The 23,135-nt window shown below is 73.3% G+C and carries 24 protein-coding genes; 15 read left to right on the forward strand and 9 right to left on the reverse strand.

What is annotated here, in order from left to right; genetic code table 11:
• Positions 1 to 66: 66 nt before the first annotated feature.
• The gene (locus AB0G50_RS14955; RefSeq protein WP_360107539.1) at positions 67 to 1,011 is read right to left on the reverse strand and encodes an RICIN domain-containing protein; all 945 of its coding nucleotides are present in this window, start codon (positions 1,009 to 1,011) and stop codon (positions 67 to 69) included.
• Between the two features lie 106 nt (positions 1,012 to 1,117).
• Between AB0G50_RS14955 and AB0G50_RS14960 the strand changes: the two genes are divergently transcribed.
• Entirely contained in the window at positions 1,118 to 1,756 is a 639-nt protein-coding gene (locus tag AB0G50_RS14960) for a methyltransferase domain-containing protein (RefSeq protein WP_360107542.1), read from the forward strand.
• A gap of 72 nt (positions 1,757 to 1,828) precedes the next feature.
• Positions 1,829 to 2,680, forward strand: coding sequence for an alpha/beta hydrolase (locus AB0G50_RS14965; RefSeq protein WP_360107545.1), 852 nt, complete (start codon positions 1,829 to 1,831; stop codon positions 2,678 to 2,680).
• Here AB0G50_RS14965 and AB0G50_RS14970 read toward each other — a convergent pair.
• Positions 2,677 to 3,120 carry a DUF2690 domain-containing protein gene (locus AB0G50_RS14970; protein ID WP_360107548.1) on the reverse strand — a complete coding sequence of 148 codons (444 nt, stop codon included), beginning with the start codon at positions 3,118 to 3,120 and terminating at the stop codon, positions 2,677 to 2,679. The two genes, AB0G50_RS14965 and AB0G50_RS14970, sit on opposite strands and share 4 nt — an antisense overlap.
• Positions 3,121 to 3,465: 345 nt before the next feature.
• Between AB0G50_RS14970 and AB0G50_RS14975 the strand changes: the two genes are divergently transcribed.
• Positions 3,466 to 4,014: a TetR/AcrR family transcriptional regulator gene (locus AB0G50_RS14975; protein WP_360107551.1), complete on the forward strand. Its 549-nt coding sequence runs from the start codon at positions 3,466 to 3,468 to the stop codon at positions 4,012 to 4,014.
• On the opposite strand, the gene AB0G50_RS14980 is transcribed toward AB0G50_RS14975, so the two are convergent.
• Positions 3,951 to 4,841, reverse strand: coding sequence for a COX15/CtaA family protein (locus AB0G50_RS14980; protein WP_360107554.1), 891 nt, complete (start codon positions 4,839 to 4,841; stop codon positions 3,951 to 3,953). The two genes, AB0G50_RS14975 and AB0G50_RS14980, sit on opposite strands and share 64 nt — an antisense overlap.
• A 99-nt stretch (positions 4,842 to 4,940) precedes the next feature.
• Here AB0G50_RS14980 and AB0G50_RS14985 point away from each other — a divergent pair, with 99 nt between their 5' ends.
• Both AB0G50_RS14985 and AB0G50_RS14990 read left to right on the forward strand, forming a co-directional pair.
• Complete coding sequence (locus AB0G50_RS14985) at positions 4,941 to 5,588, forward strand: Crp/Fnr family transcriptional regulator (protein ID WP_360107557.1); 648 nt, start codon at positions 4,941 to 4,943, stop codon at positions 5,586 to 5,588.
• A gap of 48 nt (positions 5,589 to 5,636) precedes the next feature.
• Positions 5,637 to 6,383, forward strand: coding sequence for a Crp/Fnr family transcriptional regulator (locus AB0G50_RS14990; RefSeq protein WP_360107560.1), 747 nt, complete (start codon positions 5,637 to 5,639; stop codon positions 6,381 to 6,383).
• A 4-nt stretch (positions 6,384 to 6,387) separates the two neighbouring features.
• On the opposite strand, the gene AB0G50_RS14995 is transcribed toward AB0G50_RS14990, so the two are convergent.
• Both AB0G50_RS14995 and AB0G50_RS15000 read right to left on the reverse strand, forming a co-directional pair.
• Positions 6,388 to 6,819, reverse strand: coding sequence for a hypothetical protein (locus AB0G50_RS14995; protein ID WP_360107563.1), 432 nt, complete (start codon positions 6,817 to 6,819; stop codon positions 6,388 to 6,390).
• Complete coding sequence (locus AB0G50_RS15000; RefSeq protein WP_360107566.1) at positions 6,816 to 7,265, reverse strand: hypothetical protein; 450 nt, start codon at positions 7,263 to 7,265, stop codon at positions 6,816 to 6,818. The genes AB0G50_RS14995 and AB0G50_RS15000 overlap by 4 nt, the downstream gene beginning before the upstream one ends.
• A 104-nt stretch (positions 7,266 to 7,369) precedes the next feature.
• Between AB0G50_RS15000 and ligD the strand changes: the two genes are divergently transcribed.
• On the forward strand, positions 7,370 to 8,311 hold the full coding sequence (gene ligD, locus AB0G50_RS15005; RefSeq protein ID WP_360107569.1) for a non-homologous end-joining DNA ligase: 942 nt from the start codon (positions 7,370 to 7,372) through the stop codon (positions 8,309 to 8,311).
• Between the two features lie 119 nt (positions 8,312 to 8,430).
• Here the strand turns inward: ligD and AB0G50_RS15010 are convergent, their stop codons facing one another.
• Both AB0G50_RS15010 and AB0G50_RS15015 read right to left on the reverse strand, forming a co-directional pair.
• Positions 8,431 to 8,838, reverse strand: coding sequence for a hypothetical protein (locus AB0G50_RS15010; RefSeq protein WP_360107572.1), 408 nt, complete (start codon positions 8,836 to 8,838; stop codon positions 8,431 to 8,433).
• Positions 8,831 to 9,211 carry a hypothetical protein gene (locus AB0G50_RS15015; RefSeq protein WP_360107575.1) on the reverse strand — a complete coding sequence of 127 codons (381 nt, stop codon included), beginning with the start codon at positions 9,209 to 9,211 and terminating at the stop codon, positions 8,831 to 8,833. The genes AB0G50_RS15010 and AB0G50_RS15015 overlap by 8 nt, the downstream gene beginning before the upstream one ends.
• Positions 9,212 to 9,358: 147 nt before the next feature.
• On the opposite strand from AB0G50_RS15015, the gene AB0G50_RS15020 reads away from it, so the two are divergent.
• The 6 genes from AB0G50_RS15020 (at position 9,359) to AB0G50_RS15045 (ending at position 15,794) form a co-directional block, all read left to right on the forward strand.
• A complete protein-coding gene (locus AB0G50_RS15020) occupies positions 9,359 to 9,541 on the forward strand; it encodes a hypothetical protein (protein ID WP_360107578.1) in 183 nt (60 codons plus the stop codon).
• A gap of 240 nt (positions 9,542 to 9,781) precedes the next feature.
• Entirely contained in the window at positions 9,782 to 10,318 is a 537-nt protein-coding gene (locus AB0G50_RS15025) for a PadR family transcriptional regulator (protein WP_360107581.1), read from the forward strand.
• Positions 10,315 to 12,324, forward strand: a complete 2,010-nt coding sequence (locus AB0G50_RS15030) for an NADPH-dependent 2,4-dienoyl-CoA reductase (RefSeq protein ID WP_360107584.1) — start codon at positions 10,315 to 10,317, stop codon at positions 12,322 to 12,324. Before AB0G50_RS15025 ends, AB0G50_RS15030 begins: the two co-directional genes overlap by 4 nt.
• Positions 12,325 to 12,768: 444 nt before the next feature.
• Positions 12,769 to 14,361, forward strand: a complete 1,593-nt coding sequence (locus AB0G50_RS15035) for a PH domain-containing protein (RefSeq protein WP_360107586.1) — start codon at positions 12,769 to 12,771, stop codon at positions 14,359 to 14,361.
• Between the two features lie 119 nt (positions 14,362 to 14,480).
• A complete protein-coding gene (locus AB0G50_RS15040) occupies positions 14,481 to 15,098 on the forward strand; it encodes a hypothetical protein (protein WP_360107589.1) in 618 nt (205 codons plus the stop codon).
• A gap of 60 nt (positions 15,099 to 15,158) precedes the next feature.
• The gene (locus tag AB0G50_RS15045) at positions 15,159 to 15,794 is read left to right on the forward strand and encodes an HD domain-containing protein (protein ID WP_360107592.1); all 636 of its coding nucleotides are present in this window, start codon (positions 15,159 to 15,161) and stop codon (positions 15,792 to 15,794) included.
• On the opposite strand, the gene AB0G50_RS15050 is transcribed toward AB0G50_RS15045, so the two are convergent.
• Positions 15,779 to 18,931 (reverse strand): S8 family serine peptidase, encoded by a 3,153-nt coding sequence (locus tag AB0G50_RS15050; protein WP_360107595.1) that lies wholly within the window; start codon positions 18,929 to 18,931, stop codon positions 15,779 to 15,781. The genes AB0G50_RS15045 and AB0G50_RS15050 overlap by 16 nt on opposite strands.
• A 170-nt stretch (positions 18,932 to 19,101) precedes the next feature.
• Here AB0G50_RS15050 and AB0G50_RS15055 point away from each other — a divergent pair, with 170 nt between their 5' ends.
• Positions 19,102 to 20,094, forward strand: a complete 993-nt coding sequence (locus tag AB0G50_RS15055) for a hypothetical protein (RefSeq protein ID WP_360107598.1) — start codon at positions 19,102 to 19,104, stop codon at positions 20,092 to 20,094.
• On the opposite strand, the gene AB0G50_RS15060 is transcribed toward AB0G50_RS15055, so the two are convergent.
• Positions 20,081 to 20,512 (reverse strand): nuclear transport factor 2 family protein, encoded by a 432-nt coding sequence (locus AB0G50_RS15060; protein ID WP_360107601.1) that lies wholly within the window; start codon positions 20,510 to 20,512, stop codon positions 20,081 to 20,083. The genes AB0G50_RS15055 and AB0G50_RS15060 overlap by 14 nt on opposite strands.
• Before the next feature lie 196 nt (positions 20,513 to 20,708).
• Between AB0G50_RS15060 and AB0G50_RS15065 the strand changes: the two genes are divergently transcribed.
• Positions 20,709 to 21,833: a hypothetical protein gene (locus tag AB0G50_RS15065; RefSeq protein WP_360107604.1), complete on the forward strand. Its 1,125-nt coding sequence runs from the start codon at positions 20,709 to 20,711 to the stop codon at positions 21,831 to 21,833.
• Between the two features lie 49 nt (positions 21,834 to 21,882).
• Positions 21,883 to 23,001, forward strand: a complete 1,119-nt coding sequence (locus AB0G50_RS15070; RefSeq protein WP_360107607.1) for a hypothetical protein — start codon at positions 21,883 to 21,885, stop codon at positions 22,999 to 23,001.
• Positions 23,002 to 23,135: the final 134 nt, after the last annotated feature.

Below are 23,135 nucleotides of genomic sequence, written 5' to 3' on the forward strand. Positions count from 1 at the left end.
GCGCCGCCACGGCAACCCGCCCGGAATCACCCGGTCCCGATCAGCACGAACCCCCGTTCGGGTGAGTCACATCCGCCACTGCTGGTCGAGGCCGCCGGTGCAGTCCTGGACGCGCAGTCGCGCGCCCAACGAGTCCGGTTGCGCGCTGATCGTCACGCACCGGCCCGACTGGTCGCCGCGGATCCGGTACAGGGCCCGGTTCCAGCGGTCCCAGGACGTCCGCTCCACCAGCCAGCGCCGGCTGCGGCGGTTCAGGTCGCACGGGCGTTGCACGAGCGGAGCGCCGTAGTAGGTCGCGCCGCCGTCCACGTCCAGGCACTGCCGGGAGTGCAGGACCACCAGCTGCTGCGTGCCGTCGCCGACCGGCGAGGGCCACCAGTACTGGTTGCGGCCGCCCTCGAAGTTCCACAGCCACACCCACGCGTTCGCGCCCGTCGACACGCCCCACACGTCCATCACCCGACCCGTCGCCGGGTTGCTGATCGGGTGGTTGAGCGTCCACTCCTGGTTCTGCGCGTGCGCGCAGCGGGCCTGGCGCAACCGCGCGCCACCGGGCGGGGTGTCGGTCGGGATGTCCAGGCACAGGTTGCTGCGCACGTTGCGCAGCCGGTACACGGGCTGGTTCCCCGCGTCGTAGTGGTCGACGTCCGGGTACCAGGACTGGTTGTCGCTGCCCCGGCAGTCCCACTGCTGGACCCGGGCGAACTCCCGGGTGCTCTCGCCCTCCACGTCCAGGCAGCGGTTGCTGTGCACGGCCCTGATCTCCCACGCGTAGGGGTTGCGCGGCGTCGGGGTCAGCTCGAACTGCTGGTTGCGGTCGCCGTGGAAGCCGGCGGTGATGACGTCGACCCCGTTGCCGGTCTGGTAGCCGAACACGTCGACCACCAGCTTCGCGGTCGGGTTGGCCAGGTACGCGCGGTCGTTCCACAACTGCTGCTGGGCGTGCGCGGGCGGCGCGACCGCCGCGGTCAGGACGATCGCCGCGGCGACCACCCCTCGGAATCGGGACATGGCTCGTCTCCTGTCGTCGGTGCCCGGTCACCGCACCCGTGGCCGCCCGACCCGACTTCTCCCCGATTCCCACCAAGATCTTTTCCGCCGTGACTACGCTTTCCGGGTGACCGAACCCGCCTTCCTGACCGAGATCCGCGCGTTCTACGACACCGTCGCCGCGGCCTACAACGACAGCGTGCCGCCGCCGGAGGGGCTCGACCCCCTCTCCCGCGCCGTGCTGGCCGCGTTCGCCGAACTCGTGCCGGACGGCCCCGTCGCGGACCTCGGGTGCGGGCCGGGCAAGTTCACCGCGCACCTGGCGGGTCTCGGCAAGGACGCGTTCGGCGTCGACCTGTCGCCGAACATGGTCGAGCAGGCCCGCGCCACGTTCCCGGACCTGCGCTTCGAGGTCGGCTCGATGCTCGCGCTCGACCTGCCGGACGGCGGGCTCGCGGGCGTGCTGGCGTTCTACTCCACCCACCACACCCCGCCCGAGCACCTGCCGACCGTCTACGGCGAGTTCCACCGCGTGCTGCGCCCCGGCGGCCTGCTGTTCGTCGGCGGCCACGTGGGCGACCACGAGCACGTCCGGTCCGAGCAGGGCTACGGCGGCCCGACCGCGCGGCAGGAGTCGCACCTGGTGCCCGTCGAGACGATCGCCGACCTGCTGCGCGACGCCGGGCTCGTGGTCGAGGCCCGGGTGGTCAGGGAAACCGGCTCGCGGCGGCCCTACGCGTACTTCCTGGCGCGCAAACCCGAGTGACCCTTTGCGGAACCGTCACGTTCCGGCCGCACCGTCGTTGGACCTCCCGGGACGCGGCGGAAGGGACGTGACGTGGAGCGGTTGCGGTTGGAGGACGGCGCCGAACTGGCCGTGGCGCGACGGGGTCCCGTCGACGCGGCGCTGACCGTCGTGCTCGCGCACGGCTACGCCCTGGACCACCGCGGCTGGCACCGGGTGGTGGCCGCGCTGCCCGCCGACGTGCAGGTGATCGCCTACGACCACCGCGGCCACGGCGCGTCCTCGCCCGCCGACCGCGACACCGCCACCGTCGAGCAGCTCGGCGACGACCTGGGCGAACTGGTCGAGAAGCTGACCACCGGCGCCGTGGTGGTGGCCGGGCACTCCCTGGGCGGCATGGCCGCGATGGCGATGGCCGAACGCCGGCCGCGGCTGTACCGGCAGCGGGTGGTGGGCGTGCTGTTCGTGTCGACGGCCGTGACCGGGCTCGCCGAGACGTCGTTGGCGTGGCCCAAGGCCGTGGGCAAGCTGGTGCGCGAGCTGGAACGGGCGTTCGGGCCGCTGGTGCGCACCATCCGGGAGAAGATCGAACCCGCGAAGACCGCCGGGTTGCGGTGGTGGCTGTTCGGCGACGAGCCGCGCCCCGAGGACGTCGAGCTGACCGCGGACATGGTGTGGGCGCACTGGCCCGACACCATCGCCCTGTTCCGGCCCGCCGTCGACCGGTACGACCGACAGGCCGCCCTCACCGTGGCGGGAGAGCGGCCTGTCGTGGCGATCGTCGGCGACGAGGACCGACTGGTCTCCGAGTCCAACGCGCGTGCGCTGGCCTCGGCGGTCGGCGGACGTGCCGTCGTCGTGCCCGACGCCGGGCACATGCTTCCCCTGGAGCGCCCCGAAAGCGTGGCCGAACAGCTCCTCGCCCTCGGGGCGGCGCGCTCCTAGTACCAGCCGGTGCAGTAGACCTTGTGCTGGAAGAACTCCACGACCTCGGCGCACGCGCGCATGACCCGGTAGTTGTCGTTGTAGCCGGGCGTGTACACCTGGGTGCCGCTGGTCAGCTGGGTGATGCCCAGCTGGACCCAGTCACCCGAGTTGCCCTGCGAGACGCCGACCGCGCGGTCGACCCACACGTAGTCGCCGACCGCGCCGCTGGTCAACCGACCCCACGCGCAGGTGTTGGTGCTGTACCGCAGCTCGATGATGCTGCCGTAGGTGGTGGTGATCGTCTTCTTGGTGCTGGCGCCGGGGAACGAGGCCGGGCTGGAGCCGTCCAGGCAACCGACGGCGTCCTCGGTCGCGGAGGCGGCCGGAGCCGTCACGAGCGGTGCGAGCAGAGCGGCGACGGCAAGTGCGACGGCGGTGGCGGTACGGGTGAGATTCACGTTTTTCTTCCCCTCTACCGGGAACATGGGGGCATTCGACAGCAGCCGCGCCGAAATGGGCGCAGCACAATTGGACCGATCGTTTCGACAGTTCCGCCGAACACGAGCGGCAAGATGGTTTCTTCCGAAATCACTGCTGGTCGGAGCAGCAGTGGGCCAATGGCACTAACGCGCCTGGGCACCTTCGCAGAATGTCATCGAATCCCCCCGGACACCCCCGGGCCTGCCCCGGGAACAAGTTGACAGTAGCTGACGCTCGAGGTCCGACACAATATTCCAAGCCCGGCCGGCGCACACTTTTCCGGCACTCGTCGGCGAACAGAACGTTCCGTTATCGTGTGCGCCATGAGAACGTCCGCAGCCCGCGACCGCCTGCTCGCCACCGCGAGCCGGGTCTTCTACCACCGGGGCATCCACGCCGTCGCGGTGGACGAGGTGATCACCGCGGCCGAGGTCAGCCGGGCCACGTTCTACCGCTACTTCCCGGGCAAGGAGGACCTGGTCCGCGCCTACCTGGTGGCGCACGACCTGGACGTCCGCGCCCACGTCGCCGAGGCGGTCGACCGGGCCGCCGACCCGCGCGCCGCCCTCGTCGCCGTGGTGACCGGACTGGGCGAGGACCTGTGCGACGGCCGGTTCCGCGGCTGCCCGTTCATCAACGCCGCCGCCGAGTACCCCGACCCCGAGCACCCGGTGCGCAAGGTCGTGACCGCGCACCGCGCCTGGCTGCTCGACACCATCACCGCGCTGCTGGCCGAATCCGGCAGCACCGATCCCACCGCCGAGGCGCGCACCCTCGTGATGCTGCGCGACGGCGCCCTCGTCGGCGGCTACCTGGACGACCCGGTCTCCGCGCTCACCACGCTGTCCCGCGCCGTCGGCGCGTACACGTAGGCGCACCACACGTTCGCCAGCGCGACGACCACCAGCATCGCGCCCAGCACGTGCGCCACCACCAACACCGCCGGCACGCCGGTGAAGTACTGGGTGAACCCGACCGCGACCTGCGCCACCACCGCCGCGGCCAGCCGGCGGAACGGCGGCGACCAGCGGGCCCGGACTCCCTGCCACACCAACGCGGGCACGAACGCGAACAGGAAGAACGAGTGCACCCGCGCGAGCACCTCCACCGGCAGGTCGAGCCGAGGCGTGCCGGCGTCGCCCGCGTGCGGACCGGCCGCCGTCACCAGCGTGCCCGTCACCAGCGCACCCGCGAACAGCACCACCAGGTACCACCCCGACCGCACCGACCGCGCCCGCCGGGGTTCGGCGCCCACCGCGTGCACCAGCACGACCGCGAACCACGCCAGCACCGGCGACACGAGGAAGTGGAACGCCACCGTCCACCACAGCAGCCCGGCCTTCACCGTGATCCCGCCGATCACCGCCTGCGCCAGCACGCCGCCGAGCACGGTCGCCGACAGCACCACCACCACCGGTCGCCGCGGCCGCGCGTACCACGCCGCCACCAGGCACAACCCGCCGATCACGCCGACACCCGCGGCCAGCAACCGGTTCCCGTACTCGATCCACTGGTTGACCATCGCCAACCCGGGGTGCTCGACCGGAACCATGCTGCCCGGCAGGCAGTTCGGCCACTCCGGACACCCCAGCCCGGACCCCGTCACCCGCACCACCGCGCCGGTCACCGCGATGACGACGTTGGCCACCACCGCCGCGAGCGCGAGCCCGCGGTGTGACCGCACCACCCAGTTGATCACCGCACGAGCCTAGACCCGACGGGTGAACCACCGGATCCGGTGTATCCCCGGCACGCGCGTGCAACTCCTGTGGGCATGTGGTGGGGTACGAAGAGCCTGATGGCCACGCTTCCGGTGGCCGACGCGGCGGCACTGCTCGACGCGGGCGTGCCGCGCGAGTTCAACCCCGGCGACGTCCTGGTGCACGAAGGCGAGCACACCGACCACGTCCTGCTCGTGCTCTTCGGGTACGCCAAGGTGACCGCGGGCGACGTCGACGGCGGCGTGGCGCTGCTCGCGATCCGCGGCAGCGGCGACCTGATCGGCGAACTCGCCGCGCTCGACGGCGAACCCCGGTCGGCCACCGTCGTCGCGGTCAACCGGGTGCGCGCGGCGGTGATCAGCCGCGGCCGGTTCCACGACTTCCTGCTCCGGCACCCGGTCGCGGCCGAGGCCGTCACCCGCAGCGTCGCGGCCAAGCTGCGCTGGGCCAACCGCCGGCGCGTCGACTTCAGCGGCTGCACGGTCAAGGTGCGCATCGCCCGCGTGCTGCTCGACCTGGCCGCCAACTTCGGCCGACCGACCAGCGACGGCGTGCACATCGCCGTGCCGCTGACCCAACCCGAACTCGCCGCCCTCGTCGGCGCGGCCGAGCCCACCGTGCACAAGGTGCTCGCCGACCTCCGCAAGCGCGCCCTGGTCCGTACCGGCTACCGCGCCGTCACCGTCCTGGAGCACACCGCCCTGCGCGCGCTCGCCGGCCCCTAGAAAGCCGTACTTGCACGAGGTACGGGCCCGCCGCCGACGCCACCATGGGTGTCCGGGAACCCAGGGAGGCACCGCGATGCGACGGGGACGGCGCTGAACGCGGCCGACGGCACGTGGCCGGAGCACAGCCTGCTCTCCGGTCTGCGCCGACGCGACAGCGAGGCACTGCTCAACCTCGGCACCGAGGTGTCCTACCGGGCCCGGCAGGTGGTGATCAGACAGGGCGACGGCCACGGCCACGCGGTGCTCGTTGTCTCCGGGCACGTCAAGGTCGTCGTCACCTCCGAGTTCGGCCGCGACCTGCTCGTCGCCGTGCGCGGCCGGGGCGACCTGCTCGGCGAGATGGGCGTCCTCGAGGGCGAACCGCGGGTCGCCACCGTGGTCGCGGCGGGCAACACCACGGCCCGGGTGTTCAAGGCCGTCGAGCTGACCGAGTTCGTCACCCGGCACAACGACGCCGCGCTCGCCGTCGCCCGGTCCATCAGCGACCGGCTGCGCGAACTCCAGTCCCGCTGGGTCGACCTCATCGTGTGCCCCGCGCACACCCGCGTCGCCCGCGTGCTGACCGACCTCGTCGACCAGCACGGCGAACGCACGCCCGACGGGTGGACACCGGCGATCCCGCTCAACCAGTCCGAGCTCGCCGACCTCGCGGGCACCGCGCTCAGCACCACGGAGAAGGCGCTGCGCCAACTCCAGCGCGCCCACCTCCTGCGCCGCAGCGCGCGCCGCATCGTCGTCACCGACCTCGAGGGCCTGCGCCGCGAGGGCGACCGGGACGCGCGCCGACCGTGACCCGCTAGCCGAACCGCACCGCCCGCTCCCCCGACGCGTGCACCACCACGTCCTGCAACACACCCGACCGCACCGCCGACCCGTGCACCCGCACCCGACCCGCCACCGCGCCGTCCACGACCACCTCGAACACCCCGGCGCGCGGCACCCGGGCCGCCGCCACCGGATCACCCACCAGGCACCCCGCCACACCCGGCGACACCCACACCGACGTGCGCGCGTCCGCCGAGACCACCCGCGGCTCGCGCACCACCGCCCGGTCGAACGAGACCACCAGCGACAGCGCGCACAACCGCGCGCCCGGCTCGACCTCGAACCCGAACGACACCACCGCGCCCGCCGCGTGCGACCGCACCACCGGGGGCCGCACCACGACCAGCGCGAGCCGCCCGGTCAGGAAGGGCGACACGAGCGCCACCGAGCCGCCGGCCGTCACCGGTCGACCAGGAACGCGTACCCCGCCTCCCGGACCGCCGCGGCGCTCGCGAACGCCACGTCGGCCTCACCCGCCACCAGCTCGCACACCTCGTACCGGCGCACCCGGCGACCGCCCGGCGCCACCACGTCGTCCACCACCGTCCGCACGTGCGCGAACTCGGCCGGACCGGCGACCCGGCGCAGGCAGTCCTCCGCCGCCTCCCGGTACGCGCCGCTGCCGAACCATGTCAGGAACCGGCGCAGCGACCCGCCCGGCAGCACCCCGCTCAGCCCGCGGCCGCCGTCGCCGACGAACCCGAAACCGGCCAGCACCGACTCGGCGGGCGGGAAGTGCTCGATCACCCCGCCCGGCGGCGCGCACCCGCCGGGCGCCACCCCGATCCGGTCGCCCGCCCGCACCCGCAGCACCGCGCGGAAGGAGATCCGTACCGGGGTCCGGGACATGCTCGGTCGCCTCCAGCGAGTGCCGCTCCGTCACGACAACCGTGACAGAACGCCCAGCGGCCGTCCAGCTTGCCCCCGGGAGCACGAGCGGGAAGGGTGTCCGCATGGCCGAAGGTGAACGCGACGGGGTGCCGCTGAGCAGCCTGGACAAACCCCTCTTCGACGGGGTGGAGGGCACCAAGCGCGACCTGGTCGACTACCTCGACGGCGTCCGCGACCGGATGCTGCCCGTGCTGCGCGGCCGGCCGCTGTCGGTCGTGCGGGTGCGGCCCGGCCAGGAGCCGTTCATGCAGAAGAACCTGCCCAAGTACACGCCGGACTTCGTCGCGTCGACCACCGTGTGGGCCGAGGCGTCCCGGCGGGAGATCCGGTACGCGCTGTGCGAGGACCGGAAAACGCTGCTGTGGTTCGCGAACCAGCGCGCGGTCGAGTACCACGTGCCGCTCGCCACGCACGACGCGTGGGACCGGCCGACCCACCTCGTCCTCGACCTCGACCCGCCTGAGGGCGCCGGGTTCGACGCGGTGGTCGCGGCCGGCGCGCTGGTGCGCCGGGCACTGGCGGAGGTCGGGCTGGTGGGCGTGGTGAAAACCAGTGGCTCCAAGGGGATCCACGTGTTCGTGCCGATCGGGGCGTCGGCCGACGACGCGGCGGCGGCCACCCGGGCGCTGGCCGCGCGGGCCGAGCGGCTGGACCCGGCGGTGGCGACGACCGCGTTCATCCGGGAGGACCGGCACGGCAAGGTGTTCCTGGACTCGACGCGGGCGTACGGCGCGACCGTGGTGGCCGCGTACAGCCCGCGCGTGCGTCCGGGCGGGACGGTGTCCTTCCCGGTGGACTGGGACGAGTTGGACCGCGTGACGCCCGCCGACTTCACCCTGCACACGGCGCTCGGCCTGCTCGGCGACGCCGACCCGTGGGCCGAGCGGATGCCCGCGCCGCAACCGCTGCCGGCCGACCTGGTGGCCGAGGGCCACACCATCCCGGTGGCCCGGGTCCAGGCGATGCACGAGGGCAAGCGGCGGGCCCGGGAGAACCGCGCCTGACCCCCGGAGCCGCGTCCTGGCCCGGCGACGCGACCCGACGGTGACCTTCGGTCAGCACTGAAGTAATTCGGATAATCGAGACTTCGGGACCGCCGCCGATGCCACCGGTACCGATCGGTCTACTGTGGACGGACGGCGTTCCCGGTGTGCCGCAACCAGAGCAGGCCCAGCACCGGCAGCACCAGGGGCACGAACCCGTAGCCGGAGCCGAAACCGGACCACACCGTGGGTTCCGGGAACGCGGCGGGCGCGACCAGGCTCGCCGCGCCGACCGCGAGCACGCCGGCCAGCTCGACGCCGCAGGCGGCCCACGCGACCCGGCGGTCCACCACGCCCGCCAGCGCGGCCGTGGCGACCAGGTAGACCGCGGCGGCGAACGCGGACAGCAGGAACGCCAGCGGCGCGTGCCCGAACCGGGTCGCGATCTGGACCGCGGACCGGGCCGTGGCGGCGATCGCGAAGATCCCGTAGACCGCGATCAGCAGTCGACCCGGACCGGAGCGGGTGGTGTCGGCGAGGCTAGGCATGCGCGGTCCACAGCTGGCTCATCCGCAGCACCATCACCGGCACCGAGAGGCACGCGACGGCCAGCACGCCCGCGCCCCACCGGCTGCGCTCGGCCAGCGACCAGAACGCGCCCAGCGGCAGCACGACGACCACGCCGATCAGGTAGCCGACGAACGTCGCCGTCTCCAACTCCCGGTCGGTCGAGGCGACCTGGACGATCCCCGCGATCAGCTGCACCACCAACCCGGCCTCCAGCGTCAGCACCGCGACCGCGAGGCCCAGCGTGGGTTTGGTGCTCAACGTGATGGGGTGGTCGAGAATTGCCAACAACACCGACCACGCGGCGGCGACCAGCGCCAGAACCGTGAGCACGGTGGGCAGGACGGGGATCATCGCGGTGTTTCCCTAGGCAGGCGGTTCGTCCGGCGAACGTAGCAACCGGCCACCACGGCCCCACTACCGGGTGACGCCGGAAGTTTCCAGCTCAAGCCTTCCCCAAATGAGGCGACGTGTGACGCCGGTCTCCCTAGCATTTTCCACATGAGACTACTGCTGTGGATCGCGCTGCTCAGCGCGCTGGCCGTGGTCGGCGCGCTGACGTTACCCCTGCTCGCCGGGTTCGCCCTGGTGGTCTGCTCGGACTCGCACCGGAGTGCGCGCCGACGTGGACCGCGCACGACTCGACCGGCGCGCCGTTCGCCGGTCGAGCCGACGCCCGCCTGACCGTCCCACCGTCCGCCCGGACGCGGCCACCTCCGGGCGCGATCCCGGCCGGACACCGGAAATCCCGTCGAAAAGCGGTTTCCGGGCCGCCCTCCCCCTTCGATGGTCGACCGGTTCACCGCGACCCGGCACGCACCAGTGCGGCCCCGCGGCACCGGATTCACGACCCTCGAATTACGAGACTCGCTGGGTTATGCAACTAGTTGCACACTGGTGCGGGCGGCGCTAGCGTCTGCGGTCATGGCGCTGGAGCACGCGATCCTCGTCTCGCTGGACGAGCGGGACGGGTCGGGGTACGAGCTGGCGCGGCGGTTCGAGCGGTCCATCGGGTTCTTCTGGGCCGCCACCCACCAGCAGATCTACCGGACGCTCAAGCGGATGGTGGGCGAGGGTTGGGTGGTCGGGGTCGACGTGGCCCAGGACTCCCGACCGGACAAGCGGGTCTACTCGGTGACGAACACCGGGCGGGTCGAGTTGCGACGGTGGCTCGCGCAGCCGGGCGAACCGTCGTTCCTGCGCGACGAACTGGCGGTCAAGATCCGCGGCGCGGAGCGGGCCGACCTGCCGGCCCTGCTCGCCGAGGTCGAGCGGCACCGGGCGGCGCACGCGGAGCGGCTCGTGGTGTACCTCGCGATCGAGGAACGCGACTTCGCGGGCGAGGTGCGCGGGAGGGCCCGGCACCAGCACCTCGTGCTGCGCGGCGGGATCCGGGCCGAGCAGGCGCTGGTGGAGTGGTGCGACGAAGTGCTGACGGCGTTGCGAGAGGACCCGAAGTGACCTTCCCCCAGCTGTTGCGGCCGGTGGACCTGGGATTCACCACGTTGCCCAACCGGGTGCTGATGGGCTCGATGCACACCGGGAACGAGGACCGGGTCAAGCACTTCCCGAAGCTCGCGGCCTACTACGCCGAGCGGGCGCGGGGCGGGGTCGGGCTCATCGTCACCGGCGGGTTCTCGCCCAACCGGACCGGGTGGCTGTACCCGTTCGCGGGCAAGCTCTCCACCCGGCGCGAGGCGCGCGCCCACCGGGTGATCACCGCGGCCGTGCACGAGGCGGGCGGGCGGATCGCGGTGCAGCTGCTGCACGCCGGTCGGTACGGCTACCACCCGCTGGTGGTGTCCGCGTCGGCGGTGAAGTCGCCGATCAGCCGGTTCCGGCCGCGCGCGCTGTCCGACCGCGGGGTCCGCCGGCAGGTCGAGGCGTTCGCCCGGTCCGCCGCGCTGGCCAGGGAGGCCGGGTACGACGGGGTCGAGGTGATGGGCTCCGAGGGGTACCTGATCAACCAGTTCCTCGCGCCGCGCACCAACCGGCGGACCGACCGGTGGGGTGGTTCGCCGGAGAACCGGAGGCGGTTCGCGGTCGAGGTGGTGCGCCGGGTGCGCGCGGCGGTCGGGCCGGACTTCGTCGTGGTGTACCGGTTGTCGTTGATCGACCTGGTGGAGGACGGGCAGACCTGGGACGAGGTCGTGGCGCTGGCGCGGGAGGTCGAGGCGGCGGGCGCGACGATCCTCAACACCGGCGTGGGGTGGCACGAGGCGAAGGTGCCGACCGTCGTGACCTCGGTGCCGCGGGCGGCGTTCGCCGATCTCACCGGGCGGTTGCGGGCGGAGGTGACGATCCCCGTCGTGGCGTCGAACCGGATCAACATGCCCGAGGTGGCCGAGGAGGTGCTGGCGCGGGGCGACGCGGACCTGGTGTCGATGGCGCGGCCGTTCCTCGCCGATCCGGAGTGGGTGGTCAAGGCGGCGGGCGGGCGGTCCGACGAGATCAACACCTGCATCGCGTGCAACCAGGCTTGTCTCGACCACACGTTCGTGCTGAAGAAGGCGACGTGCATGCTGAACCCCCGTGCGGGCAACGAGACCACGCTGGTGCTCGCGCCCGCGCGTCGGGTGAAGAAGGTCGCGGTGGTGGGCGCGGGGCCGGCCGGGTTGGCGGCGGCGACGTCGTTGGCCGCGCGGGGGCACGTGGTGGACCTGTTCGAGGCGCAGGACGACATCGGCGGGCAGTTCGCGATCGCGCGGCGGATTCCGGGCAAGGAGGAGTTCGCCGAGACCATCCGGTACTTCCGGCGGCGGGTCGAGGTGACCGGGGTGCGGTTGCACCTGGGGGTCGCGGTGGGCGTGGACGACCTTCTCGGGTTCGACGAGGTGGTCGTGGCGACCGGGGTGACGCCCCGGGTTCCGGCGATCCCGGGCGTGGAGCACGCACTGTCCTATGTGGACGTCGTGCGGCACGGGCGGGAGGTCGGGGAGCGGGTGGCGGTGATCGGCGCGGGTGGCATCGGGGTGGACGTGTGCGAGTTCCTGACCCACGCCCACTCCCCCGCGCTGGACCTGGACGCGTGGCGGGCCGAGTGGGGTGTGGGCGACGGCGCGAGTCGGGGCGGGTTGGCCGTGCCGCGGCCCGCGGCGCCGGCTCGGCAGGTGTACCTGGTGCAGCGCAAGACTTCCCGGATCGGGAAGGGGTTGGGCAAGACGACGGGGTGGGTGCACCGGGCGTCGTTGCGGGCGAAGGGGGTCGAGCAAGTGACGGGTGTGAACTACGAGCGGATCGACGCCCGGGGCGTGCACCTGACCTTCGGTCCGAACCACGAGCGCCCGCGCCTGCTGGAGGTGGACACGGTGGTCCTGTGCGCCGGACAGGAGTCGGTCCGCGATCTGGCCGACACCCTGCCCGCCCGAGGCGTGCCCACCCACGTCATCGGCGGCGCCGACCTGGCCGCCGAACTCGACGCCCACCGCGCCATCGCCCAGGGCACCCACCTGGCCGCCACCCTCTGACCACCCCTCCACCTACCTTCCCCACGGTGAAAAGTAGGATCGTAGAACAATCACACGATTGAACATCCCTACATGAGAGCACGGCGAGGACGGTGGGCCTGGCGCGCGGTCGGCCGAGCGAACGAGCCGGGCGGCAGTGGCGTCCGCGAAGACGTCGGCCGGCGCGTTCGAGGCGAACTCCCGGCGCTGCCGACGGCAATTCGGGCTTCGCGGCGCCAGCGTCCCCGCGCGGGCCGACCGGTCGCTCCCCGCTGTCCGAGTCGCCCGGCGCCCACCTGCCCTCGCCGCGCATCCCGTGGCACCCGGTCACGTTCGCACCACCCGTCACACCACCCACACCACCCACAAGATCCACAACGGCCCGAAGACGAGGCGGGCTCGGGGTGGGTACCGGGGCGCCACCCCGGCGTTACCCCGTACGGCGGGTGCCGCAAGATCTTGCGCATGAGCACTCCCCCGGCTCCCGCGTTCACCGCCGAGCACCTGGGTCGTTGGCGGGCCGCCGCGGTCGGGTGGGCGTCGCGGGTGGTGTTGGTGGTGGGGTGGTTCGTCGCCTTCGGCTACACCGTCCTCACCGAGGCCACGTGCACGGTGGCGGAGCCGTGCCTGCCCGATCCGCTCGTCTCCGTGCTCGTGGCCGCCGGGCTCGCGACGCCGTGGTTGCTGTGGCGGGAGCCGGTGCTCGGGTGCGTGGCCGGGGTGGTGTTCGGGCTCGTCGTGGCGTTGTCCGACGACGGCGACGGGGTGCGGCTCGCGTTCGGGCTGCACGGGCTCGCGTGCCTGGTCGTCGGCTGGCGGCTGCTCGACGGTCGGCGGGCGCAGGCGGCCGTCTTCGCGGCCGTGGCCCGCCGGATCCGGGTGCACCGGGCCGCGACCACGAGGTGGACCTGGCGGTCGCCCGCCGCGGTCGTGCTGCTGGTGCTGGCCGCGCTCGCCGTCGTCCGCTACGGCCAGGCCACGGCCGCGCTGACCGCGCACCAGCGGTCCGCCACCACGATCGCCGCGCGGGTCGAGCAGGTGGACGACGTCGAGGTGGTGCTGGACCTCGGCGCCGTCGACCGGCACTTCCCGGTGCTCGACCCGGGCGACTACCAGCCGGGCGACCTGGTGCCGGTCCGGGTCGACGGTGACTGGGCCGAACTGGCCGCCGAACCCGAGGACGTCACCTACTGGCTCACGTTCGTCGCCGCGGCCACCGCGCTCGCCCTGCTGCTGCTGGCCCGTGACGGCACCGCGCGCCGCCGGGTGCGGCGGGTGCTGGCCGAGCCCGTGCCCGGTGTCGCGGTGCTGGTGCGACCGGACCGGTGGAACCGGGCGGTGCTGCACACGGTGGACGGACGGCCGTTCGCGGTGCTGCCGGTGACCGTGCTGGGCGACCTGGAGGACGAGTCGGTGGAGGCCGTCGCGGTCGGGGAGCTGAGCGTGGGCGGCTGGGTGGTGCTGGTCACCGAAGACGCCGTGCTGGTGCCGGGACGGCCGCTCAAGGAGTTCCGCGGCGAGCTGCCGGTGCCGGTCGAGCCGGTGGAACCCGAGGAGCTGCACCACGTCGCGCTCGAGGTGCCCCCGCTGCCGGTGCCGCTGGAGCCCGCCGACCGCGAGGTGCTCACCAGTCGCGTCACCTACGCGGCCGCGATCGGGCTGGTGGTGCTGGTGGCCGCGTTCCCGCCGTGGCGCGAGTCGGTTCCCCTGCTGTGCGCGGCGTTCGGCGCGGCGGTGCTCGGGTGGTTGCGCGGCCGGCCGTCGACGGTCTTCCACGCCGACCACGTGACGATCCGGTCGTGGGTGCGGACCTACCGGGTGCCGTGGTCGCTGGTGCGGTCGGTGCGCCGGGACGGCGAACAGCTGGTGCTGGAGGTCGAGCCGGACTCGTGGTTCCTGCTCGCGCCGTTCCGCCGGGACGTGGCCGAGGTCGGCGCGCTGGCGCGGAGGTTGCGCGAACTCGCGCCCGCCGGCGGTCGCGTCACGACCAGGCTCGGCGCCGCGTGGCTGGTCGCCGCGGCGGCGCTGCTGATCGCGGCCGGCTGGCTCTGGTTCTAGCCCGGAAGTTTCCGCTCCGCGCCGAATGCCCGCACCGGTGCGGTCCCGTCCGCCCCTCCGCGCGATAGGAAGGCGGAACGGAGGTGGGCGATGGCGCGAAATCCGATCAGCCGGCGGAGATGACCGGGTGGCGCGCGGTGTGGTGGCCGCTGTGGGCGCTGACGTGGGTGCCCCTGCTCGCCCTCGTGACCTACGGGATCGCGTCCGTGCTGATGTCGTGGGGGTGGACGGCGCTCGTGTACGTGATGCTGTCCCTGTCCTCGTTGGGACTCTGGGCGGTGGTCGGGTGGCCGACCCGGGTGATCGCGACCGAGGACAGTTGGGCCTACGTCTTCTGTTCCTGCTTCTCGATTCCTGTCGCCGTCCTGGTCCCGTGGGTGCTGCCCGCGCAGGTGTTCCGCGCGCACGGCGAGATCGAGGACTGCCGGGTCGCTCTCGGTCCGCTGCTGCCGGGGGTGACCCAGTACAGCGGGACCACCGGCCCGACCCGGCTCTACTACGCGATCTGCCCGAGCGGCCTGCGCCCGGACGTGGAGCCGTGGGGGGACTTCGAGTCCGGCGAGCCGATGCGGATCGCGTTCCTGCACACCGACTCCGTGTGGGCGATGCCGATCGACCTGATCGAACTCCGCGTGGTCGAGTGGATCACCCTGGTCTCCCTGGTCCTCTGCACCCTGTGCAGCGTCGCCGCCGTCGTCGGCCGCGTGCGGCCAGATCTCCGGGCGCGGATGCGCTGAGCCCCTCGACCAAGCGACCGCGGCCGGCGGCGTCCGGGCGCGGCCCGTAGCGTCGGTGGGGTGGACCCCTTCACCGCTCCCGACACCGCCGCCGCCCGCGCCGCGTTCGAGGTGTGCGCCCAGTACGCGCCGCCGTGGCTGCGCAACCACTCGCTGCGCTCCTACTCCTGGGCGCGGATCCACGCGGCCGAGCGGGCCGTCGAGCACGACGACGAGCTGCTGTACGTGGCCGCGCTGCTGCACGACCTGACGCTGGTCGAGCCGTTCGACAGCCACCGGACCGCGTTCGAGGAGGCGGGCGGGCACCTGGCGTGGGTGTTCGCGGCGGGCGCCGGGTGGACCGCGGCGCGGCGGGACCGGCTGGCAGAGGTGATCGTCGTGCACATGCGCGCGGACGTGCCGGCCGAGCAGGACCCGGAGGGGCACCTGCTCCAGATCGCGGTGAGCGCGGACGTGTCGGGCGGCAAACTCGGGCTGTTCCGCCGGGACACCGCCGCCGCGCTGCTGGAAACCTTTCCCCGGCACGGTTTCGCGCCCGCGTTCCTGGCCGCCTTCCGGGACCAGGCCGACCGCAAGCCGCACTGCGCCGCGGCCGACCTGATCGCCGGCGGGTGGGTCGAGCGGATGTCCGCCAACCCGCTGGACCTGCCCGACGCGGACGCCGGGCAGGCCGGGAACGACTACTTCAACCCGTAGGCGCGGATGATCGTCTGCTCGACGGTGTTGCCGTCCCGGTCGGACGCCTTCGCCTTGAGCGACACGGACTTCGCGCCCGCCGGGTGGCGCACGGACGCCACCCAGCGCTGTCCGACCTTGACCAGCGGCACGGCCTTCCAGGTCCGGCCCTCGTCGTAGGAGGCCCACACCGACGTCCGCACGCCGGTCACCGCCTCGGTCCCGTTGCGCTGCACGTACACCGGGAAGGTGAACGCCCGGCCGGCGGCGGCGCGGTTGTGCTCGTCCAGCACGGGCGCGAACCGCACCGCCAGCAGCGGCAACGGGGTCACCTCGGCGCGGTGCGCGGACCGGAACGTCCAGTCCGCGGTGACCGACGTGGACACGGCCGCCTCCCGGTTCGCCTCCACGTGCAGGGTGAACGCGGCGTCGCCCGGCGGCACGGTCCCGTAGGCCGAGCCGGACGACGGCGCGTCGGAGACCACCACCCCCTCGCGGCGCAGCACGGTGCGCGCCGACGTGGTCTCCGAGAAGCCGTACCGCGTCGGGCTCTGCTCGCTGAACGTCGGCACGCCCACCTGGATCTCGTCACCGGTCCGGCCCGCCCAGTAGTCGACCCGGCGGGCCGTCGGGAACGCCGGTCCGAACGGCGCGACGTTCCACCGCTCGGTCGCGCGCCGGGGGTAGGTCCGACCCAGCGCGTCGACCTGCAACGCCACCGGTTGCCGCACGGTCGGCGACGCGACCTCCAGCAGCAGCCCCGGCCACCGGCTGCCCGGCACCCGGAACTCGGTGATCGTGCCCGGCAGCGGGTTGACCGCGAAGTCGTCCCGGGCCCCGTAGGGCGCCGCGCCGCTGGCCGCCGTCGGCTCGGTGATCCGGGACAGGTCCCGGTCCCGGAAGGTCCACTCAGGACTCTTCGGGTAGCCGCCGGTGACCTCGCGGTCCAGCGTGTAGAGGTACGGCGTGCCGAGGAAACCCCCGGTGCCGTCGGGTTTCGCGTACTTGCCCAGCACCCGGAACACCGCCCGCGCGCCGCCCGACGTGGTGGAGGGCGCGAAGTCGAACCCGCTGAAGGTGAGCCCGCCGTAGCCGGTCTGGACCACACCCCAGTCGGTGGTCACGTCCAGGATCGCCTGCGCGACACCGGCCGCGGCCTCCGGGTGGTCGGTGTGGAACCGGATCTCCTTGCCGCGCCTGGCGTCCAGCACGTACGAGGTGTCGCCGGTGACGGTGAACGCGGGTTCGGCGAAGAACGTCGCGCCGGCGTCGGTGACGACCGTGCCGGACAGCAGGTACGTGCCGCGCGGCACGCGCAGGGTGACGACCTCGGAGAGCGCGTCCGGCCCGAAGTCCCGTTCCCGGGCCAGGTCGACGAGGTCGGGGCGGAAGCGCGCGGTCGGCGCGCCCGCCCGGTCGAGTCCGCGCAGCACCACGTCGTAGCTCTCGACCTCCTTGGTGACGGCGAAGGGCGTGCGCACCACCGCGTCGCCGCCGGTCGCGACCACCGCGCCGCTGTACCGGCCGTCGGGCAAGGCCGACGAGGTGGTCGCGGTGGCGGTGACCTCGCCGACGCCGCCGGGCGGGACGGTCAGGTGGTCCGGTGCGAAGGTGATCAGCCCCGGCGCGCCGCCGGCGGGTCCGCGCACGTCGGCGGTCAGCGCGAGGGACAGCGGCGCGGTGCCGTCGTTGCGGTAGCGCAGGGTGCGCGTGATCGGGGTGTCGTCGGCGTGCGGCCAGCGCGCGACGCCGAACGCCAGCGCGGCGGGCGCGCTCGACGCCGGGGTGCGGTCCGCGCGCGCCACGTCGAGCCGGCCCGCGCCTTGCTCGTCGGCGGTGTTCGCCGGGTTCGGCCGGGCGCTGCCCACGAGCGCGGCCTTGAGCTTCGCCGCGTCCCAGTCCGGGTGCCGCGCCGCCAGGATCGCCGCGGCGCCCGCGACGTGCGGCGTGGCCATCGACGTGCCGGACATCGACACGTGCGTGGCGTCGACCGGGTCGCCCAGGAAACCGCCTGCCGCCTTGGCCGCCGCGATCGCGACGCCCGGCGCGGTGATCTCCGGCTTGACCGCCTCGTCGCCGTGCCGAGGCCCGCGCGAGGAGAACTCGGCCAGCGCGTCGTTGCGGTCGACCGCGCCCACGGTGAGCGCCGCGTCGGCCGCCGCCGGACTGCCGATCGTGCCCGTCGTGGGGCCCGAGTTGCCCGCCGCGACCACGAACAGCGTGCCGGTCTCCGCGCTGAGCCGGTTCACCGCCGCGGACATCGGGTCGGTGCCGTCGGTCGGCCGGTCGGAGCCGAGGCTGAGGTTCACCACGTCCGCGTGCTCGGCCGCGGCCCATTCCATGCCGGCGATGACGTCGGACTCCCGACCGCCGCCGCCGTCGTTCAACACCTTGCCCACCAACAACTTCGCGTCCGGCGCGACGCCCTGGTAGCGCCCGGACCCGGTGATCGTGGCCGCGACGTGCGTGCCGTGCCCGATCCGGTCGTCGGTGTCGATCGACCCGCTGAAGTCCCTGCTCGCCACGATCGCGCCGGCCAGGTCCGGGTGCGTCGCGTCGACGCCGGTGTCCAGCACGGCGACCAGCGCGCCCTGCCCGGTGTGCCCGGCACGCCACGCCTCCGGCGCGCCGACCTGCGGCACGCTGCGGTCCAGCGCCGCGCGCACCGGTCCGTCCAGCCACACCTTCGCGGTCGCGCTCGCGGTCACGAAACCGGCCGACTTGGGCGCGGCCACCGCGTACCCGTCGACGCTGGGCAACGCTCGCCCCGCGCTCGCGCCCACCGCGCCACCGGTCACGATCAACGGCGTCACGTCGCTGCTGAGGTCGTCGTAGCGGGCCTCGATCAACCCGTCGACGTCGAACAGCCTCGGGTCCAGCCTGCCGTCGGCCACCGCGTCCAGGACGTCCAGCGGCACCACGTTCAGGTGCCCGCGCGCGTCCCGCCGCACGGAGAACCCGACACCTTCCCGGCCCTGCCCGCCGCGCACCTGCGGCGTGCCGCCGACCACGGTCACCCGGTCGCCGGTCACCAGCGTCACCACGCCGTCCCGACCACCCGGCGCCACCCGCGCGGGTCGTGCCTCCGCCGCCGTCGGCACGACCACCGACACCACCATCGCCGTCACCACGGCGACGGGTCTCCACCTGCGTTTCACGCCAACCTCCCGAATCGGGGTTTCCGGTCGCGGACATCACGGTCAGAACCGGGCGCACGAGCGGTAGGTTTTCGTCCGGTTTCACCGGAATGGCTGCGACACAAGGGGTTCGGCGGGTGAGGTCACTCCGCGCGACGGCGGTGACGCGCGTTCGGGGTAGCGTCGGGAGGATGATCGACCACCGCGTCACCGCGCACGCCCGGATCTCGACCGCCCTGTCGCTGCTCGGCGACCGCCGGCTGCGCGCGCTGGTGGACGAGGCCGAGGTGGTCTACCGGGGCGTCGGCGGCACGGCGGCGCGGATCGAGGTCGAGGGCACGCCGGTGTTCGTCAAACGGGTGCCGCTGACCGAACTCGAACGCCGAGCGGAGCACGTCCGGTCCACCGCCAACCTCTTCGACCTGCCGCCGCACTACCACTACGGGTTGCCGTCGACGGGCCCCGGCGTGTGGCGCGAGCTGGCCGCGCACGTGATGACCTCCGACTGGGTGCTCGCCGGGCGGGCCGCGTGCTTCCCGCTGCTGCACCACTGGCGCGTGCTGCCGCAGCGCCCGCCCGCCGTGGACCCGGCCGACCTCGAGGCGCAGGTGGAGTTCTGGGACTCCTCCCCCGCCGTGCGCCGCCGACTGGAGGCCATCGCCGCGTCGACGCACGGCGTGGTCCTGTTCCTGGAGCACTTCCCGGGCGACCTCACCGGGTGGCTCGCCGACCACGACGACACCACCCGGGTCACCGACCTGCTGGTCCGCGACCTCACCGCGATGAACGCCGCCGGCCTGCTGCACTTCGACGCGCACCCCGGCAACGTGCTGACCGACGGGGAACGCCTGTACTACACCGACTTCGGCCTGGCGGCCTCGACCCGGTTCGACCTGACCGACGCCGAACGCGCGTTCCTGACCGCGAACGCCGACCACGACCCGGGCTACGCGGTGGCGCAGGTGGTCAACCTGGTGGTCCGCACCCGGACCGACGCGACCGACCGCGCCCACCGCGACGCGCACATCCGGCGCTGCCTCGCGGGCGAGGACGTGCCGGCGCTGTCGCCGGACGCGCTGGAGGCCGTCCGGCGGCACGGCGCCACCACGCTGGCGATGAACGAGTTCTACGGCCGGCTCGTCCTGGACAGCCGCGAGACGCCCTTCCCGGTCAGGGCGTCATGATCGCCCGGTTGCCGGTGGCCCACGTCTTCGTCATCGTCATGGCGTCGATCCGCCACCCCGCGTCGGTGCGCACCAACCCGAACCGGTAGTGCCCGCCCAGGGTCCACGTCGGGTCGCCCACGGCGCCCGCGCGCACGTGCACGGCCTGGAACTGCGCGGTCGCCGCGGCCCGGTCGCCGTCGACCTCCACGAGGTGGTTGGTGACGAGGTGCTGCGTGGCGTCGAGGAAACCGAGTCCGGCCCGCCACCCCGCGATCAGGTCGGCCGCGGCGAGCGTCACCGGCTCGCCGCCGTTCAGACTGGTGTAGTCCACGGTCACCCGCTCGGCGAAGACGTCGGCCAGTTCGTCCCACCGCCGGTGGTCGGCGAGCCAGGCCAGGCGGACGGTGGTGTCGACGATCTCGCGGTGTTCGCTCACGTGATCATTGTGGCGCGCACCGGGTTCCGGGGTCGACAGGGCCGAACAGCCCGGTCCCGTTGGTCCGGTCGGCGCTACCGGACAAACCGGAAACTTCGTTAATCCACCGGGATTCCGCTGTCCGGCCCATCCGCCACGGCCCCACCTGCGGATACTGTTCGGCCTGGCCGCACGGAAAGACTTCGGAGAGCACCCTATGCGTTCTGCCCTCGTCCTCGCCGCCGCCGCGGCTCTCACCGCCACGGTCGTCGTGACGCCCGCCGCGTCCGCGTCGGTCCGGATCACCGAACTCCCACCCCTGACCGGGCACACCTCCGCGTCCGTCACCGGTGTCAACGACGCCGGGCAGGCCGTCGGCACCAGCCGTCCCAACCTCGGTGTCGGTCACGCCGTGCTGTGGAACGGCACGACGGGCACGGACCTCGGCACCGGCAGCGGCGTCGCGCTCAACCGCAACGGCCGGGTGCTGATCTCGGAGTCCACCTACGGCAACGGGCAGTACCTCCAGCACCCGCGCACCTGGGACAACGGCGTCGTCACCGACATCGCGCCGGGCCGCAACGCCTACATCATCGCCTCCGCGATCAGCGGTTCCGGCGTCGTGCCGATGACCTACTCGTCCTCGCCCTACGGCTACCACCAGGACTACGCGGGCGTGTGGCAGGACGGCGCGTTCAGCGGCACGAGCGTGCCGGTGGCCGGTCCGCACCTGACGCACTCGGTGGTGACCGACAGCGGGGTGACCGCGGGCTACAAGGTCCCGATGTTCGGCACCGACTCCTACGCGTTCCGCTGCTCGGGCGGCTCGTGCGTGCGCCTGGCGGGCATCCAGGGTTCCGGTCGCTACAACGTGAGCGCCGCCAACGAGTCCGGCGTCGTCGTGGGCAACCTCGTGGACGGCTCGAACTCGCAGCCGCTGCTGTGGGAGGACGACTCGGTCACCGTGCTGCCCGGCGGGCAGGGCGCGGTCGCGACCAACGCGCAGGCGATCAACGAGCGCGGCGACGTCGTGGGGTGGCGGGCCGGCACGGGTGGTCACGTGGCGACCCTGTGGCGCGACGGCGCGGTGGTCGACCTCGGCGCGTCCGGCACGAGCGAGGCCGTCGCGGTCAACGACCTGGGCGCGGTGATCGGGTGGCAGACCGTCGGCGGTCAGCAGCGCGCGTTCGTCTGGCGCGCCGGCGTGCTGACCGACCTCGGCACGCTGCCCGGTGACACGGCCTCGATCCCGGTGGCCATCAACAACTCCGGCACGGTCGTCGGTCACAGCATCCCGTCCGGGTACAACTACCGGCCGGTGAAGTGGACCGTGCGCGGCTGATCGCAGTTCCCCGAGGCCGCCCGGGTTCCCACCCTCTCGGAGGACGCAGATGATCCGTGCTCTCGCCGCGGTGACGGCGATCGCCGCCACCCTGGTCGTCACGCCGCAGGCACAGGCCTCGGTCCGCATCACCCGGTTGCCCGCGCTGTCGGGCGACTACCGCGCCTCCGCGCGCGTCGTCAACGACGACGGCGCGATCCTGGGCACGAACAGCCCGGTGAACACCGGTCAGCAGCACGCGGTGCTCTGGAAGGGCACCACGCCGGTCGACCTCGGCACCGGCTCCGGGGTGGACCTCAACCGCAACGGGAAGGCGTTGATCAGCGAGTACGTCGGCAGCGCCGGCCGGTACCTCAACCGGGTCCGGGTGTGGAGCCAGGGCTCGGTCACCGAGTTGACCCCGCCCGGCGGCACGTTCGTCACCGCGTCCGCGCTCAACGGCGGCGGCACGGTGCCGCTGGCGTACGCGACCGACCCGACCAACTACCAGCCGGACAAGGCCGGGGTGTGGCGGGACGGCGGGTTCGCCCCGTCGGGCGCGGTCGCGCAGGGGCCGGACGTGGTGCACTCCGTGGTCAACGACGGCGGGGTCACGGCCGGGTACCGGGTGCCGAAAACCGGTGACTCGTACGCGTTCCGCTGCGACGCGACGTGCGTGCGACTGCCGGGCGTGGCGGGACCGGGCACCTACACCGCGGTCGCCATCAACGAGTCCGGCGTCGTGGTGGGCACGCTCCAGAACGGCCTTCAGTCCCAGGCGTTGCGCTGGGACGGCAACACCCTGACGGTGCTGCCCGGTGGTCCGGCGGCCCTGCCGTACAACCGGCAGGCGGTCAACGAGCGCGGCGACGTGGTCGGGTACCGCCTGCTGCCGGACGGCACGCGCAAGGCGGCGCTGTGGCGCGACGGGCGGTTGGTCGACCTCGGCACGTCGGGCGAGAGCGTCGCGGAGGCGGTGAACGACCTGGGCGAGGTCGTCGGCTGGCAGACCAAGGCCGACGGCAACCAGGTCGCGTACCTGTGGCGCAACGGGACGCTGGTCGACCTCGGCTCGGTCGACGGCCGCTCGAGCGCGCCGACCGCGCTGAACAACACCGGCACGGTGATCGGCTGGAGCACCACGCCGGAGGAGTACTTCCAGGCCGTGAAGTGGACCGTGCGGGGCTGACGGCTCACAGGTCGTGGGGGGGGGGGGCCGCGGGGGGGGGGGCCGGCCCGCGCCCGCGCGCGGGAGTGTCGCCCAACCAACGAGGAAGGGGGGGGAGACCATATACAACCACCCGCGCACCCACACCCCCCCCC

It is taken from the genome of Actinosynnema sp. NPDC020468, assembly GCF_040642015.1.
GTDB lineage: Bacteria > Actinomycetota > Actinomycetes > Mycobacteriales > Pseudonocardiaceae > Actinosynnema.